General features: G+C 39.4%; 14 protein-coding genes, 1 tRNA gene and 1 pseudogene. 11 read left to right on the forward strand and 5 right to left on the reverse strand.

Annotated elements, in window-relative coordinates:
• Positions 1-3 precede the first annotated feature (3 nt).
• The 10 genes and pseudogenes from AU255_RS03895 to AU255_RS03945 all read left to right on the forward strand — a co-directional run bounded on the left by AU255_RS03895 (position 4) and on the right by AU255_RS03945 (position 11,714).
• Entirely contained in the window at positions 4-279 is a 276-nt protein-coding gene (locus AU255_RS03895; RefSeq protein WP_080521657.1) for a hypothetical protein, read from the forward strand.
• A 287-nt stretch (positions 280-566) separates the two neighbouring features.
• Positions 567-1,778 carry a glycosyltransferase gene (locus tag AU255_RS03900; RefSeq protein WP_080521658.1) on the forward strand — a complete coding sequence of 404 codons (1,212 nt, stop codon included), beginning with the start codon at positions 567-569 and terminating at the stop codon, positions 1,776-1,778.
• The gene (locus AU255_RS03905) at positions 1,775-2,983 is read left to right on the forward strand and encodes a glycosyltransferase family 2 protein (protein WP_080521659.1); all 1,209 of its coding nucleotides are present in this window, start codon (positions 1,775-1,777) and stop codon (positions 2,981-2,983) included. The genes AU255_RS03900 and AU255_RS03905 overlap by 4 nt, the downstream gene beginning before the upstream one ends.
• A 235-nt stretch (positions 2,984-3,218) precedes the next feature.
• Positions 3,219-3,716: pseudogene (locus AU255_RS21290) on the forward strand (REP-associated tyrosine transposase).
• Between the two features lie 99 nt (positions 3,717-3,815).
• A complete protein-coding gene (locus AU255_RS03920) occupies positions 3,816-4,937 on the forward strand; it encodes a WecB/TagA/CpsF family glycosyltransferase (protein ID WP_080521661.1) in 1,122 nt (373 codons plus the stop codon).
• 784 nt (positions 4,938-5,721) lie between these two features.
• Entirely contained in the window at positions 5,722-6,342 is a 621-nt protein-coding gene (locus AU255_RS03925; protein ID WP_080521662.1) for a VPLPA-CTERM sorting domain-containing protein, read from the forward strand.
• A 179-nt stretch (positions 6,343-6,521) separates the two neighbouring features.
• A complete protein-coding gene (xrtD, locus tag AU255_RS03930; RefSeq protein ID WP_080521663.1) occupies positions 6,522-8,069 on the forward strand; it encodes a VPLPA-CTERM-specific exosortase XrtD in 1,548 nt (515 codons plus the stop codon).
• A gap of 24 nt (positions 8,070-8,093) precedes the next feature.
• The gene (locus tag AU255_RS03935; RefSeq protein ID WP_158083045.1) at positions 8,094-10,484 is read left to right on the forward strand and encodes a tetratricopeptide repeat protein; all 2,391 of its coding nucleotides are present in this window, start codon (positions 8,094-8,096) and stop codon (positions 10,482-10,484) included.
• A gap of 239 nt (positions 10,485-10,723) precedes the next feature.
• Positions 10,724-11,059 carry a transcriptional regulator gene (locus tag AU255_RS03940; protein ID WP_158083046.1) on the forward strand — a complete coding sequence of 112 codons (336 nt, stop codon included), beginning with the start codon at positions 10,724-10,726 and terminating at the stop codon, positions 11,057-11,059.
• Positions 11,052-11,714, forward strand: a complete 663-nt coding sequence (locus AU255_RS03945; protein ID WP_143735846.1) for a helix-turn-helix domain-containing protein — start codon at positions 11,052-11,054, stop codon at positions 11,712-11,714. Before AU255_RS03940 ends, AU255_RS03945 begins: the two co-directional genes overlap by 8 nt.
• A gap of 654 nt (positions 11,715-12,368) precedes the next feature.
• On the opposite strand, the gene tnpC is transcribed toward AU255_RS03945, so the two are convergent.
• From tnpC to AU255_RS03970, 5 genes are all read right to left on the reverse strand, one after another.
• The gene (gene tnpC / locus AU255_RS03950) at positions 12,369-13,871 is read right to left on the reverse strand and encodes an IS66 family transposase (RefSeq protein ID WP_080521667.1); all 1,503 of its coding nucleotides are present in this window, start codon (positions 13,869-13,871) and stop codon (positions 12,369-12,371) included.
• Positions 13,872-14,009: 138 nt separating this feature from the next.
• Positions 14,010-14,366 (reverse strand): IS66 family insertion sequence element accessory protein TnpB, encoded by a 357-nt coding sequence (tnpB, locus tag AU255_RS03955; protein ID WP_080521668.1) that lies wholly within the window; start codon positions 14,364-14,366, stop codon positions 14,010-14,012.
• A complete protein-coding gene (tnpA, locus tag AU255_RS03960; RefSeq protein ID WP_080521669.1) occupies positions 14,363-14,695 on the reverse strand; it encodes an IS66 family insertion sequence element accessory protein TnpA in 333 nt (110 codons plus the stop codon). The genes tnpB and tnpA overlap by 4 nt, the downstream gene beginning before the upstream one ends.
• 77 nt (positions 14,696-14,772) lie before the next feature.
• A complete protein-coding gene (locus AU255_RS03965; protein ID WP_233144547.1) occupies positions 14,773-14,988 on the reverse strand; it encodes a hypothetical protein in 216 nt (71 codons plus the stop codon).
• A gap of 580 nt (positions 14,989-15,568) precedes the next feature.
• Positions 15,569-15,653: transfer RNA gene (locus tag AU255_RS03970), tRNA-Leu, on the reverse strand.
• 107 nt (positions 15,654-15,760) lie between these two features.
• On the opposite strand from AU255_RS03970, the gene queA reads away from it, so the two are divergent.
• The gene (gene queA, locus AU255_RS03975; protein ID WP_080521670.1) at positions 15,761-16,792 is read left to right on the forward strand and encodes a tRNA preQ1(34) S-adenosylmethionine ribosyltransferase-isomerase QueA; all 1,032 of its coding nucleotides are present in this window, start codon (positions 15,761-15,763) and stop codon (positions 16,790-16,792) included.
• The last annotated feature ends 111 nt before the right edge of the window (positions 16,793-16,903 follow it).

Raw genomic sequence — 16,903 nt, forward strand, 5'->3', positions numbered from 1 at the left:
ACATTGATTAATTGGCAACCTCAAATAGGTGATCCTACAGCTATGGGCTGGATCACCGTTGCTTTATACTTTTTTATGGCACTTGTAGCCTTTAAGGTTATTGTGTCTGTTCCTGTTCTTTTTTCTGCTGAAACAGCCGTCAAACAAAAATGGTTTTGGTCGCTTGTTACATTGATATTACTAATTCTTGGTATTAATAAGCAGTTAGATTTACAGTCTTTATTTACGGCGATAGGGAAGTATTACGCCCATCGAGATGGTTGGTATGAGCATTGGTGATTCATTCAGGTATCAGGTATTATCGGTTTGCTGGTGGCTATGGGGCTGGTGATGAGTGTTTTTGTTTATTTTATGAAAGCTATTGCTAAGGTTAATCGCTTGGTTTTTGTAGGCTAAGGTTTTTTATTGTTGTATGTTGCCTTTAGAGCAACCTCTTTTCATCACATGGATATTCTAATTAATATGACTTTTTTGGACGTGCGCATGAATTGGGTTTTTGAGTTATCCGGCATTCTATTGATTGCGCTGTGTACAATGAATTTGTTAAGACTTAAGGTAGAGTAATAATGAAAGTAGCTTATTTTACCAATCAGTACCCTAAGGTTAGTCATAGTTTTATTCGGCGTGAGATTCTTGCTTTAGAGCAGTTGGGTTATGAAATTGAACGTTTTGCTTTGCGTTCTGATGCAGCTGAGTTAGTTGATAGGCTTGATCAGGATGAATTTACCAAGACGGCTTATATTCTTTCTGAACCTAAAGTTGCGCTTATTTTTTCTGGTTTGACTGTTTTTTTACGTCAGCCTGTAAAATTTATAAAGACGCTATTACTTGTGGTTAAGATGGGGTTTCGCTCGGATCGCGGCGTATTAAAGCATATTGCTTATTTGTTAGAGGCTTGTGTTTTATTGAAGTGGCAGAAACAAAAACAGATTCAACATATTCATGCTCATTTTGGGACTAACTCTACTGCTGTAGTGATGTTTGCCTATTTACTTGGTGGAGCTGGTTATAGTTTTACTGTGCATGGGCCAGAAGAGTTTGATAAGCCTGAATTTATTGCATTGTCAGAAAAAATTAAACATAGCCGTTTCGTCGTCGCTATTAGTTCTTTTGGGCGTAGTCAATTATTTCGTTGGATTCCTGCGGAACAATGGCCGAAAGTAAAAATTGTGCGTTGTGGATTGGGAGCTGATTTTTTAGGTGTTAATGAAGAACGTGTACCGAATACGAGTCATCAATTAATTTGTGTGGGCCGATTATGCGAGCAAAAAGGCCAGTTATTGTTGTTGGAATCAATGCGAACCCTTAAGCAAGAAGGCATTGAATGTCAGCTTGTTTTGGCTGGTGATGGCCCAATGCGACCCGAAGTTGAACGACGTATTACTGAGTATGAGTTGCAGGATAGGGTAAAAATTACAGGATGGATTAGTAGTGAACAAGTAAAAAGTTTGTTAATTGAATCGCGGGGTCTTGTGTTGCCCAGCTTTGCAGAGGGTTTGCCTGTTGTGATTATGGAGGCATTGGCTTTGTCTCGGCCTGTTATTTCAACGTACATTGCAGGTATTCCTGAGTTAGTGATTAATGGTAAAAATGGTTGGTTGGTGTCTGCGGGTGATAGCGATGCATTGACGAAGGCTATGCGCGATTTATTGAGTACAGAAGAAGCTATGTTATTGAGTATGGGGAGAGGTGGTTATGAGGCTGTTAATACTCAGCATAATATTGATACTGAAGCGGCTATATTGGCTCGTCATTTTGCAGAGGCATTAAGTGAATGATCGCTAATGAGTTTGGTGTTATTTCTTTGGCAGCTTTATTTTCAGTACCTTTAGTGGTGATTGGCTTTGAGCTTTTGCTTGCGTTGTTACATAAAGAATCAATAGATGAACTGGATGATAATATTGGTATAAATTCCGCCTATACGATATTGATGCCAGCACATAATGAAGCTAGTATTATTGCTATAACCTTGGGTAAATTGCTTAAACAAAAAGCGTTAGCTAAATCTATTGTGGTTGTGGCTGATAATTGCACCGATAAGACGGCTGAGATAGCACAAAGATTAGGTGTTACGGTACTTGAACGTTTTAATAATAAGCAAAAGGGCAAAGGTTTCGCGCTGGATTATGGATTAAATTATTTAAAAACGACGCAACCACCAGAGGTATTAATCATATTGGATGCTGATTGCGAAATAGATAGTCACAGTTTGAAGTATTTGTTTAAGAAATGTATTCAGCAATCTACTCCATTTCAATCTTTATATTTAATGCGTCAGGGTCGTAATGCTTCGCTTAAACAGCGTGTAGCTGGGTTTGCTTGGTTGGTAAAAAACAAATTACGACCCATTGCTGTTAATAAATTAGGCTTAGCGGTGACTTTAACAGGAACGGGAATGGCGTTTCCTTGGTCTGTTATTGCAGATATTAATATCGCGCATGGGAATATTGTCGAAGATATGCAATTAGGTATTGATTGTACTTTGAAAGGTTTCGCCCCTGTATTTTGTGAGCAGGCAATTGTTTATAGTGATTTTCCTGAGCAGAGTGAGGCAGAAACTACGCAGAGAACTCGTTGGGAGCATGGGCATTTAATGACGATTACTCAGCAAGTGCCTAAATTAATGAAGCAAGCGCTTATTCGTAGGGATTGGCGTTTATTAGGCCTGGCTTTGGATATTGGTGTACCACCATTGGCTTTATTGGTGATGTTATCTTTATTTGGTTTAGTATTTTTTGCTGGAATGGCCCATTTTATGGGGCATTATGCAGCGTTTTTCATGTTTTCAAGTAGTTTTATCTTTTTTTCTAGCATGATAATGCTAACCTGGTGGCGATATGGGCGTGATTATTTAACTCTACAAGAATTGTGTAGTATTCCCGTGTATATCGTTTCGAAACTGTCTATTTATGTTAGTTTTATTTTTAAACGCCAAAAAACATGGGTTAGAACTTCACGAGGTGCAAATGATAAAAGGAAATAGTGCGATTGATTATTATGACTGGGTTGATTATGCAAAAGGAATTGGCATTATTATTGTGGTTTATGGCCATGTTGCTCGGGGCGTATTTAATGCTAGGATGATAATTAATAAGGTCGATACGATTGTATCCCTATTTGATCTAGTCTTTGATTCAGCTCGTAGGTCCGATTAGCGCAGCATAATCGGACGCTTGTTACCCTGTCAGCAAGCCATATATTTTAAAAAGTGATAAGTCATGCCCAATTATCGACGTGTATTTATAGCTGGAGGGGCGTATTTTTTACGGTTAATCTTTTGCAGAGATATGATAATAACTTATTAATTCAAGAAATAAATCTCCTGCGTGATACGGTAAGGCAAGTACGTGCACGTTACCCTTTTCACATAGACGCCTGGGTTGTTTTGCCAGAGCATTTGCATTGTGTTTGGATATTTCCTCTGGAGACAGCAATTTCAGCATGCGTTGGCGATTAATAAACAGTGGATTCTCACGAGATTTACCTGTTCAAAGGTAAGGTGAGCGGCAGGAGAACGAGGGATATGGCAGCGACATTATTGGTGGCATGCCATTTGTGATGATGTGGATTATGTTCATGTAAATCCTGTATAACATGGTCATGTAGAGCGTGTTGCGGATTGGCCTTATTCTACTTTTCATCATTATGTCGTTCAGGGTATTTATTCATTGAGTCGGTGTGGAGGTGTTGATGTTTCGGTTAGTGGTGACGAATAGTGGGTGTCCGATTACGCTGCGCTAATCGGACCAACGAGTACGAGTTAATCTGACTTACGAATTGAGCGATGGAAACGAGGGTTTATCTTTGGAGATTTTATGAGCAAGCGTAATGCATTATCACGTAATGTCTGGTCGATTTTAGGCTTGCCGTTTGATCTTGTTAATCTTGCAGAAGCAGTTGTTGTGACGCAGTCGGCTGTTGATAATGCGCAACGTTGCTTTCTGACTACGCCAAATCTTAATTTCCTTATTGCTGCGCAATCTGATCAGGCTTTCTTTCAGTCTGTTGTGGATAGTGATTTAAGTATTGCCGATGGTATGCCAATTGTTTGGGTGGCTAAGTTGTTGGGCATACCTATTGCAGAGCGGGTGGCTGGCTCGGATTTATTTGCTCATTTGTCTAAATTACAAGGCCGTGAAAAAAAAATATCGGTATTCTTTTTCGGCGGTCAAGCTGGGATTGCAGAGCGAGCCAGTCAGGCAATAAATGCGAATAGTGTGGCTATGTCGTGTTGTGGCTTTTATGATCCTGGCTTTGTTTCTGTGGATAAGATGAGTTCACCGGAGATTATTGAATTGATTAATCAGGCTAATCCTGATTTTTTGGTCGTAGCATTAGGGGCTGGAAAAGGGCAGTCTTGGATTCAAAAAAAACGATTAGCGTTAAATGCACCTGTCATTAGTCATTTAGGCGCGGTGATTAATTTTGTCGCAGGGCATGTTGAGCGTGCGCCCGTATTTTGGCAGCGGTTGGGTGTGGAATGGCTATGGCGAATTAAACAAGAACCTGATTTATGGCAGCGTTATTTTTTTGATGGTTTGGCTTTTTTGAAATTACTGTTATGTAAGGTCTTGCCTTTAGCTGTGTATGATGGGTATTTGAAACGAACATCAGATTTTAACGAGCCAGCTAGCATTGCTTATGATGCGGGGGCGCAAGTCATTCATCTGATGGGGAGTGTGAAGTTTGCTGAATTGCAGGCCATAAAAGCTTTTTTAAAAGCAGTTTTAGAGGGTGAAAACGGTGATGTGGTTTTGGCGTGTGGGCAGTTAACTTATATTGATGGGGCATTTATAGGTTCACTTTTGTTATTTCAACGTCACTTAAATGAGCAAGACCGGCAACTTTATTTGTTAGGGCTTACGAAACGAGTGAGTTATTTGATGAACCTTAATAATGTTTTGAATAGATTTCAGCTTAAGGCAGATTGCATTTAATATAGCTTGGATATTTATTGAGACTTCATAAATATTGCGATGTATATTTCAATGTGGAATGAACTAATTACATTCCCACATCATGGCATGGGAATGTAACTGGCTTAAACTGCTATTATCTTTTTCCTTTAACTGTAGTCTACTTTCAGCTCTGTTACTACTTGTATTAGACGTAATAGCAGTGTTATTACTCTTAGGTGCATTATGACACCGTAGGAGGGAGAGGAGTCCATATCATTATTTGAGATAACTAAATAAAAACCTCTTTAGGTTGTTTATAAATGGACGCAGGGCGAATCAGGGCATCGCAGATTTTAATCAGTCCCGTTAGGCTTTTGTCGCGTTGTGTGCCTGGATACCCAGAATGCGCTTTCGTAAAAGTAGGGACTCCTCGCATCTATATGGAAGTATTGGATAAAATATACAAGATCATAAATTTACCTGATTACCCACAAGTTTCAGCTATCTGTAAAAAATGCTTATAAATCTAATGTAGCCCGTTATGAAGTTTACGGAATGCGGAGAATAGGTATCATGAATATCCCGTATTCCTCTAGCGCCATAACGGGCTACAAAGAATTTTAGTGATAGGCTGAAAGTTATACGTAATCAGGTCAATTTATGGTGAAGCTGTACTCAAGTACAATATTGTTATTGTTATTGATATGCTAATATAGATTGATATTTTTATTCAGCTAATCCTGTTGTGAGATTAGTACTGAAAATTACAGATCTTTAATTTATGTTGAAGATGGCTGGGTTGCATTATTTGAGGTTATTGACAATGAAAATTTATTTTAATGATGTTTTTTTGGGGCTGATGAGTTTGTTTATGCTGATTAGTTCTTCAATAGTTACGGCTGCAACTGCAACAACCTGTGGTAGCGTTTCAATGACTCCAAGTGATTCCTCAACAGGATCGATTGCTTGTCAAGCTTATGGACCTGGTAATATTGAGCATACTAATGGTTTAGTTGATATTAAATCGGGGGCGCTTTCCTTATTCAGCACTCTTCCGACTAGTTATGGCGCTCCTTTGGCTTATTTTCCTTTGGCTTATTTGGGGGGTGAGGGAACTAATAATGGGTTCACCTTGGACAACGGGAATTTTAGTATTGGCGCAAGTATATGGGATACTTGGGACTCTATTTACGTTACAATCAAGCAAGGGGACGGACATTCTGGCGGTGGGTGGGCTATGTTTCTAGTCAGCGCAGAGGTAAACACTGGGACATATGCAACAAAACTACAAGGGAAAAAAAGCGGCTATGGTATATCACACTTTTTTGTTGTAGGTGGTGAAGCAGTTGGCGAAGTGCCTATCCCTGCAGCAGCATGGTTGTTTGGTTCTGCTTTAGTTGGGTTGTTTGTCGTAGGTAGAAAGCGTTCAAATAATATCGTTTAAAATTAAAGTGTTATTTAGATAAAAAAGGGGGAGCTTGGAGCTCCCTTTTTATTGTGTGTTCCAGAAAATATTAGATTCAATAAAATAAGCATTCTTACAGTTGCTGGTTTTTTTATAGAGTGGGTTATGAATTTATTGTGTCTTTGTATCGAAGTTATCAATAAGAGCGCATATAAAATATGAGCAATATAAAAATATGGCAAATGGGTCTGAAAAACTGGGCATGGATGCTAGTGGCTTTGTCATTATTAACCATTGTATATTGGGGAGGTATCGAGCAACTCATAGTGCGTTGGGATAAGCAGGAAGAATATAGTCATGGCTATATGTTGCCATTTCTCAGTTTGTATTTTATTTGGTTAAAGAAATATGAATTGCAGCAAAGTGAGTTTTCTCCTTCTTGGTTGTCGCTGTTTATAGTAATACCTGCGCTAGCTATTTTTTTAGTTGGCGAGATAAGCGCTCTTTTTATTCTGATTCATTATTCGTTAATCGCTGTTTTAATCGGTATGGCTTTTTCAATTATGGGCTGGCCAGCAGTTAAGCCGGTTTTACTGCCGTTGCTGTTATTGATTTTTGCTATTCCTATCCCTTACTTTTTAGAAGCCAGTTTATCCGCTAATTTACAGTTGTTATCTTCTCAATTGGGCGTCGCTTTTATTCGCTGGTGCCAAATTCCGGTTTTTTTAGAAGGTAATGTTATAGATTTAGGGGTTTATAAGTTGCAAGTGGTCGAGGCTTGTAGCGGTTTGCGTTACTTATTTCCTTTAATGAGTTTAGGCTTTATTTGCGCTTATTTATTCGACACTGCGGTATGGAAAAGAGTGGTGGTTTTTTTATCAACTATTCCTATTACTTTGATGATGAATAGTTTTCGTATTGGGATGATTGGTGTCCTTGTCGATAACTGGGGTATTTCTATGGCTGAAGGCTTTCTGCATGATTTTGAAGGCTGGATAATTTTTATGGCCTGCATGGTGATCTTGTTTATAGAAATGTTCATCTTAAATAAAATGACGCGTGGCGTTTCCGTCTCATTTTTTGAGGTGTTTGGTTTAATGCCCGTTGGTGTTTTTCCTGAAGGTGAGGTGGTGACAAGAAAATCATCGCGACCTTTGTACGCTATTATTGTTTTGTTGGCTGTTTGTGTCGTGGTGGTTAATTCGCTTGATACTCGAGAAGAAATTACTCCAGAGCGAAAGTCATTTCCTGAATTCCCCGACCATATAGCTGATTGGACGGGGGGGCAAAATTCTCTAGAAACAAATGTAATTAATGCATTGCAGTTGTCGGACTATATTATGTCTGATTATTCAAAGCCAGACTCTTTGCCGATAAATTTTTATGTGGCTTACTATCAATCACAACGTAAAGGTGTTTCACCGCATTCGCCGAGAGTTTGTATTCCGGGGGGCGGATGGCAAATTTCAGGTATTAGTCGTACCGTAGTTAATAGCGTTCCTGTCAATAGAATTGTGATCAAAAAAGGACCAAATAAGGAATTAGTTTATTATTGGTTTCAGCAGCGAGGGCGGTTGATTGCAAATGAGTATGTTATGAAATGGTATTTATTTGAAGATGCGCTCTTATTAAATCGAACCGATGGCGCTTTAGTGCGAATTACTACGCCGGTGGGTAAAATGGAAAATATTGCAGATGCAGATAAGCGTTTGACTGGTTTTTTACAAGAATTGATGCCTGTTTTGCCGGAATACCTGCCGGAATAAGTGTTTTATTTAATGGATTCATATATGAAAAAGATAGTTTTGTGTGTTTTTGTATTTTCTATGCTCTTGCAGGGGTGTGGTGATTCTGCGAAAAAAGGTGAAGAGTATTTGCAGAGTGGTAAGTCATATTATGACCAAGGCAACCTCATTAAAGCTCGAGTAGAATTAAAGAATGCATTGCAGATTGATGGTAAGCTTGCAGATGCGTATTATTATTTGGCATTAATTAATGAAAAAAATCAAGAGTGGAAACAAATGTTTGCTAACCTGGTAAAGGTTATTGAGCTTTCTCCATCTAATTATGATGCCCGATTGAAACTTGCTCGATTGTATTTGTTATCTGGTGAGTTACAAAAAGCTAATAATGAAGTCGCTTATGTCCTTATGCGGGTTCCTGACAGTCTAGATGCGATGGCACTAAAGGGTGCTATTCTTCTTAAGCAAGGTGATCATACCGCTGCTTTAGCAGAGGCTAATAGGGCTTTGGTAATTAATCCTGCGCATATTGATTCGGTGAGCTTGAAGGCTGTAATTTATATGAATCAACAAGATTATACGATTGCTGAAGCTGTGCTAGATAAGGCTTTAGGTGAAGTGCCTAATGAATTGTCGCTACATTTGCTTAAATTACAGGTGCATTCGTTAAGTAAAAATGATGTGGCGATCGAACAGGATTATAAGACATTAATTAAAAATTTTCCTGCCGAGAATGAGTTTACATATCACTTGGCTGCTTTTTATAAAGAGCATGGACGTGAAGCACATGCTTTATCTGTGTTGAACGCTTTGATTGCACAAAATACAGAGAAGATTAAACCTAAATTGGCTTTAGTAGATTTTTTGGTTGCGACTGATCCAAAAAATGCAGAAATAACTTTGCTAGAATTACTTGAAAAGTATCCCGAGGAAACTGACCTGCACCTAAGAGTTGCAAATTTATATATTCAACAAAAAAGATTGATGGAGGCGAAAAAGCCTCTTACTTGGGTTGTTGAACATAAAGGGCAAGATAAGGAAGGTTTAGCAGCAAAAATTTCATTAGCCAAGCTTTCTATACAGGATGGGGATTATAATGGCGCATCTGTTATGATAAATGAGGTGCTAGCTGTCGATGCTAAGCAATATGATGCATTGATTTTGAAAACTAGAATTAGTTTGATCAATGGTCATTATGATGAAGCGATTGCTGAGTTGCGTGGGGTTTTAAGAGATTATTCTAAGTCTGATGAAGCAATGGTGTTATTGGCTCAAGCTTACCTTAAGAAGAATTCTCCAGAGCTAGCAGAGGAGAATTTCCGCAAAGCCCTGGATTTGAATCCCGGAAACTTTTCTGCTGTGATGCCGGTGGTTTCTCGAATGGTTCAGAGTAAAGATATTATGCGTGCTGATGAGGTGTTACAGAACGCACTTAAGATTCAACCTGACCATGCAGGTGCTTTGCAGGCACTGGCAACGATAAGGTTATTAGAAAAGGATTGGTTGGGAGCTCAAAAAGTAGCCGAGTTAATTTCAACTAAGCCTATGGGAGAAGGATTCTCGAATTACCTGAGTGGTAAAATTTCCCAAGGGCAGGGTTTTAACAAGCAGGCGATTGAAAAGTATAAACTTGCTTTATCTCAAGATCCAGGATTGTCTGATGCTTTAAAAAGTATGTCTGTTTGTTATGAAGCGTTAAATCAAAGAAAAGAAATGTTTGCCTATCTGGACGAATTTATACAAAATAATTCTAAAAATCCTTATCCAGTCATTCTTAAAAGTCAGCTATTTGTTCTTGAAAAAAACTGGGATAAGTCTTTAGGTATTTTAAATGAGGGAATATTAAAGTGGCCAGAAGTTCCTCAGTTTTATGTAGCTTTGGCGGAAATATATAAACAGAAAAATGACCATGAAAAAGAAATCAATACTTATAAAAAGGGGCTGGAAAAGCTACCTGATAATATTTCATTAAGTATTTCTTTGGCATCGGCATATGAAACTTCTGAAGATTATGATAATGCTTTGCAAAGTTATGAAGCGATTATTGCTAAGCGACCAGACATTGATTTTGCGGTAAATAATTTGGTTTCATTGTTGCTTGATTATTACCCAAGTAAAGATAACCACGAGCGCGCAGTGAAATTGGCTCGCCGGTTTGAAAATTCTGCAACACCTTATTATCTTGATACCTATGGCTGGGCTTTATTGCATAACGGGAAGATAGCTGAGCCAGTGAAGATATTCGAAAAAGTAGTACTTCAAATGCCTGATATTGCTGTTTTTAAATACCATTTAGGCTTCGCTTATCTTAAGGCTGGCGAAAAGTTAAAAGCGCTTGATATGCTAGATGCGGCATTAGTAACCGGTTCTAAACAGCCTGTTTTTCTTGAAAAAGATAAGGTTGTGACATTAATTGGAGAAGTTAAACCTACAATGTAGTATTAGAAGATACCGATGGCATGTGGGTTGCGCATACCTGGAGATTTTGTTGAAAAGTAAGGAATAATTTCAAAATGCGATTAATTAAATGACAAGTAATCTGAGGATGTCGGCTTATAATATTATATCTAGCTTATTTTCTGAGCTTTTTTGTGGAATGGTGAATTTGTATTATGAATGTTAGGGTCCAAATAATTTCTCCAACTCACGTTGGTTTTTTGGATAATAGTCCGTTTAATATGTTGGGTTATTATCAGTGTTATCAAGAAGGGTTAAGCGCGGTTAAACACAATAAACCTTTAGTGATTTTGCTCGAATATAATGAAGGTAATATCAGTATGGAGTTATTTATTGCTTCCTTACTTCGTGAGTGTCCCACTAGTAAAATTATACTGCTTGGGGAGAACTTGAGGGATGAGGATGTTTTGTGTTGCTTACTTAGTGGTATTTATGGATATCTTGATGTAAAGGATATGTATAAATTTCAAACTAAAGCAGTTAAAGCGGTTGCAAATGGCGAGGCGTGGATTAGTCGTAGGCTCGTAGCGTTATTGATCGAGGGCATACGTGGATAAGTTACTAATGGCATCTCATCAGAGGGCAGAACTTCAATGCTGGATTGAGGCTTTAAGCGAGAAATATACTATTGTTTTCTATGATAATCTTGAGACTATTCAGGAGGAAGGACAAGAGATTAATAATAGATTTCTATTGATTATTGATGCCTCACTTTTAGTTGATATGAATTGTATTAATAGGATGTCTAAATGTATTAAGAAAATTATAATTGTGGGTGATGTTCTTTCGCCCATTCAGCAAATTAACATGATTCATGCCGGTGCATGTGGATGCTCTGAAAGATTTATTGATAAAAAATTAATGTTTCGTGCCATTGCAGCTGTATTAAAGAATGAAATTTGGTTGGAACGTCGGATTATTCCTAAAATGCTTAAAAGTATAGTGGATAAAAATTTCGCTTCAATGAATAATAAAAAATTTAATCATGCGAGTTTTGATTCACTTTTAGTTTTAACGCCAAGAGAAATTGAGGTTATTGATTTGATTTATGATGGTATAGATAACATTGAAATTGCAAATAAATTGAATATTAGTGTTCGTACTGTGAAAGCACATTTAAGCGCAATATATCGAAAGTTGAAAGTTCAAGATCGTTTTCAGTTAATTGTTTACTTAAAAGATCTCCATGTGAATCGTTTGACTACTATGTGATGCGATCAAAAATCAGCGCCGAATGGAGTTTAGAAAGGCCGCTATAGAGGGCAAAGAACTCATGAAAGGATGCTCTCTTACTTACTGCTCAAAAATGCAGATAAACTAACAGAAATTCAGTCTAAAAAAATTAATTATTTACGGGCTCCTGAATTTAACTCATCAGTGCACCTGATTACGTATAACTTTCAGCCTATCACTAATATTCTTTGTAGCCCGTTATGGCGCTAGCGGAATACGGGATATTCATGGCACCTATTCTTTAAAAGGATCCATAACCAAAGCATCACTGATCCAGTGCCTGAATAAGGCCAGTAAACAGCCACAATCCAAAGTCGACGGCAAACCCTTGGGGGACAATAATCCTAGAAACCGCAGTTGACCGCTATAAAACATTATAAGTGACTAAATATAAAATATAATGATCGTAAATGCTTGTCACCTGTTGGGTGACTCTACTCCGCTTTACGGTTTTGTGGATAAATCTGGGCACGAAATACGGCGTTACAGTTCTTGCTAAGGGCTACGGTCATTGCCTGCGAGCTGTGCCTTGTCTTTCACACTCAGATTTTCACAAAATCCGTGCTCCACTGAGGTTTCCAGGATAATGGCTATGTAACCGTCGATTCTTACCACCTAGACAAGCTACTCCACTTACTTTAAAGGCTTAACTTTTTCAATCAAGTTCCAGGGTAGAAACTGATCTAACGCCTCTGGTTCATAATGCCTACCAAGCTTGGGTAGCTCAGTAAGTAAATACTTCAGATAATCAAAAGGCTCCAGATTATTGGCAACCGCTGTTTGCACCAGGCTGTATAGCAGTGCACTGGCATTTGCTCCACGAGGTGTTTGATTAAACAACCAGTTTTTACGCCCAATCACAAACGGTTTGATACGACGTTCAGCTGCATTATTATCAATGTGTATATTTCCGTCATCAATATAGCGAATCAGGCTACTCCACTGGTTAAGGGTGTAACGAATGGCTTTACCTATCGTGCTGTCTTTTGCTGTCCTGGTAACATGGTCATCGCACCACTGCTTTAAGTCATCCAGCAAAGGTTTACATTTTTCCTGACGTAACAAATAACGCTGCTCTATTGTCAGATCTTTAAATTGTTTCTCAAACGCATAAAGACGAGTGAACTTGCGTAATGCCGTTTGAGCCATGCCCATTTTATTTTTGCGGCTCGCTTTGGGAAGTGCTTTCAGTGCTTCATCGAATTTACGACGCGCATGCGCCATACAACCGACGAGGAGACAGTCATCTGATGCAAGGGCGTGATAGCCGGCATAGCCATCCACTTGCAAGTGGCCTGAAAAGCCCTGTAAAAAGCTCGCCGCATGTGCACCCGCCCGGGTTGCCTGATACTCATACAAAACAATTGGGCATTCAGCTTCATGACCACCACTTTGATAGAGCCACATATAGGATTTTGATTTCGTCTCTCGTCCATCCTGAATAACATTCAAAGTTGTTTCATCAGCCTGGAGAATTTTCTGCAGGATCAGTAATTCATGCAGTCGATCATAAAAGGGGGCAAGCAATTCAGCGGACTTCAATACCCAGATTGATAACGTTGCACGCGAAAGGTCGATACTTAAGCGCTTGAAAATCGTTTCCTGGCGATAGAGTGGCAAGCTATCCATAAACTTGGCTACAATAATGTAGGCTAGTAAGCTGGCCGAAGCAAAACTGCGTGGAATGGGCTGTGCCGGTTTAGGCGCATTAATAATGCCATTTTCGCAGGCACGACAGGCATACTTTACCTGCACATGCTCAATCAGCTTGATTTGAGCAGGAATGATTTCTAACTGCTCTGACGTGTCTTCGCCAGCCTCATGCAAGGCATGACCACAGTCACACACACGTTCTGCTTCAGGTAATTCATAGCGAACGACTTCTCGCGGGAGATGTCTGGAGAGCGGTTTACGACCTGGCTTTTTGCGTTGATAGCTAACCGTTTCTTCAAGATCAGTCTCCTCTTGCTTTAAGGCGTCAAGAATCGATTCCGCTTCATTAAACAACTCCATTTGGTCAGGACACTTTTCACTGGATGCTCCAAAGCGCTGGTGTTGAAACAAACGAAACTGCTCCTCATACCACGTCAGTTTTTCCTGTAATTGATCTACTGTCGACTGATAGTCCAGCACCATTTTTTGCAGTGCATTCGTCTCATCTGGCAGTGTCTCAGGAAGTGAGTTCGTGGTGATTATTATACCACTAAAAGGCTGATAAATAAGGTTTAACTTGCTGTTTTATTGATTCTTTTTATGCAGAATAGAGTCGCTTGATCAGTTGTTTTTTAGACCAGAAACAGCCGTGTGCGCTTGCACTTGGTGATAGGATAAACCATCCAGTAACCAGTGTAATTCACGTGAGGTTAGTGACACAGCCTGCTCGTTCAATTCGCTTGGCCACTGGAACGTCCCCTTATCCAGGCGGCGATAATAAAGCCAGAAGCCATTACATTCCCAATAGAGTAGTTTTAGTTTATCGCGAGAGCGATTACAAAAGACAAAAACACTCCCGGTAAAGGGATCATGGCCCAACTGCTCTGAAACGATCAGCGACAAGCCATTAATGGACTTACGCATATCCGTAACACCTGTCGCCAGATACACCTGATTAACAGCAAGACCGTTTATCATGAGATGGACCTCACCAACTCCAATAACGGTTTTAAAATACTGAGTTCCGTATTGGCCTGTATTTCCAGGCCAAAGCCATTGGTATGAGTGACTTTGATAACCGACGATAGCCTTGGGCCACTTAAATTGTCTTCGGCAACAAATTTTACCGGAACCAGTTGGCTGGTTTGTTGCACTGACGAGCTGGCCGAACCGAATTTCTTTTTGTAATAACTGAAGATATGCGGCTTGATATCATGGACCTTGCAATACTCAGCCTGAGTTAAACGACTGGCTTGCCATTGTGGTATATGCTCTTGCATAGTCGCTTTATTTTGAGATGGGCTCATAAATACCTCTGAAGTTAAATGGAGGTATTAGTGTGCCCTTTTTTATAGGGGTTTAGAATGTGTGGTTTAATTGACGCTTACACTGATAGCGCCGGAAAATATTTTAACAACCTGTGCAGTTGCCTCCGCAACCCCTCTATCAACCCCACTGTTAATGCACTCGCGCCCAATGTAGTCACCAAAAAAACCGGCAATAAACTGTGTATCAGCTCAGATGATAAATCCATAAACAGACTGACAAAGCCCAGCGCCCAGATGGTTGGAGGAGTGGGGGTGGTAGATTTTTTTAGCATCGTATTCAAGTAATCCAGTCATAAATCAAGCCATCATAATACTAATAACACATGATCTACTGCTAAATTACCCCCCCCTTTTTTTTCTTAGAAAAAATAACGCTACATCCTTCTTTAGACAAAATAGCTAATCAACACAGATTATTTTTCGGAAATTAAAGAAAACTGATTTCATTACCAACAAAGTCGTTTCAACACTCGCTTTAGCATTCACATCAATCTTATTTTTTCAGTTTACAAGCAGTATCCGTCATTCCTTATTTGAATAAACTGGATAACATATTTTCTGATTATGAGAGAGTTATTTGGATAATATCTTGCGTAAAATGAAAGGCAACAGCCAGGTTTTTCTCTGTACCGGATAATCGATATTTCAAACGCCAATACTGTCCGGCTTGAGTGCTTTTACTTTCTGGTTTGTAAGCATTTGGCGGGGATCTAATGAGGGTGTTGAACTAAGCTCCTCCATTTAATACTGGATTGCAATGGATTTGCTCGGATGTTTAAAAGCATCAGGCATAAAAAAACCAGCAATTACGCTGGCTTAATGTACGTCCTGAGACGTTATTGATCAATTCTATGGTACCGAGGGCCGGAATCGAACCGGCACTTCCGAAGAAACCGGATTTTGAATCCGGCGTGTCTACCAGTTTCACCACCCCGGCATAGAACAGCTGCTAATTATAAGTAATCTTTTTTTATATTGCCAGAAAATTCTATAAAATAGACGCTTTTAATATTAAGAGCCGTCTAAGTGGCAAATATGGCATGCATGAAAAAAAGTGATTTTTACTATGAGCTTCCAGATGAGTTGATTGCTCAGCAACCTTTACCTGAACGTAGTGCAAGCCGATTATTATATCTGCATAAAGATAGTGATGCTATTGAAGATAAACAGTTTATTGATTTGCTGGCGTTACTGAATAAGGATGATTTATTGGTATTAAACAATACCAAGGTTATTCCTGCTCGTTTGTTTGGTCATAAGCAATCAGGCGGCAAGGTTGAGATTTTACTAGAGCGAGTGTTGAATGAGCGCGAGGTTTTGGCACATATGCGTTCCAGTAAATCCCCCAAAGCGGGTGCATTGATTGAGTTAGATGCCGGTTTTCAGTGTCAGGTGCTGGGTCGTGTTGATGATTTATTTCATTTACAGTTTAAGGGTGAACAGCTACTGGCAGATATTTTAGATCGCATCGGGCACATGCCTCTGCCGCCTTATATAGAACGTGCTGATAATATTAGCGATCAGACGCGGTATCAAACTGTTTTTGCTCAGCAAAGCGGTGCTGTTGCGGCACCGACTGCGGGTTTACATTTCGATGCCGCGATGATGGCAAAAATTCAGGCCAAAGGCATTGCGATTGCATTTGTCACTTTGCATGTGGCAAGCGGTACCTTTCGACCTGTAAAAGTTGAGAATCTGGCTGATCATGTCATGCACAAGGAATACTTTGAAGTGCCTGAACAAACGGTTGTAGCGGTAGAGAAAGCTAAAAAACGAGGTGGACGTGTTATAGCAATCGGTACGACGGCGATGCGTTCTCTGGAGTCTGCTTCACGCAGTGGTCAATTAGCAAGCGCATGTGGCGATACTGATTTATTTATTACTCCTGGTTATCAATTTAAAACGGTTGATGCCATGCTCACTAATTTTCATTTGCCTGAATCGACTTTATTGATGCTGGTGTCTGCTTTTGCAGGCTATGAGCGAATTAAAAAAGTGTATCAACATGCTATTGCAGCAAAATACCGTTTTTTTAGCTATGGAGATGCGATGTTTATTCAGCGGGCTAGCCTATAATAGACAGCGTTTGATGAGAGCTACTTGTTCATGTACGTGGTAAACTACCCGCAATTTTTGCATTTACTGGCGGACAAAAATCCGCGTGACCCTTTTTATAAATTCAGCATA

The sequence above is a fragment of the Methyloprofundus sedimenti genome (assembly GCF_002072955.1).
Taxonomy (GTDB): Bacteria; Pseudomonadota; Gammaproteobacteria; order Methylococcales; family Methylomonadaceae; genus Methyloprofundus; species Methyloprofundus sedimenti.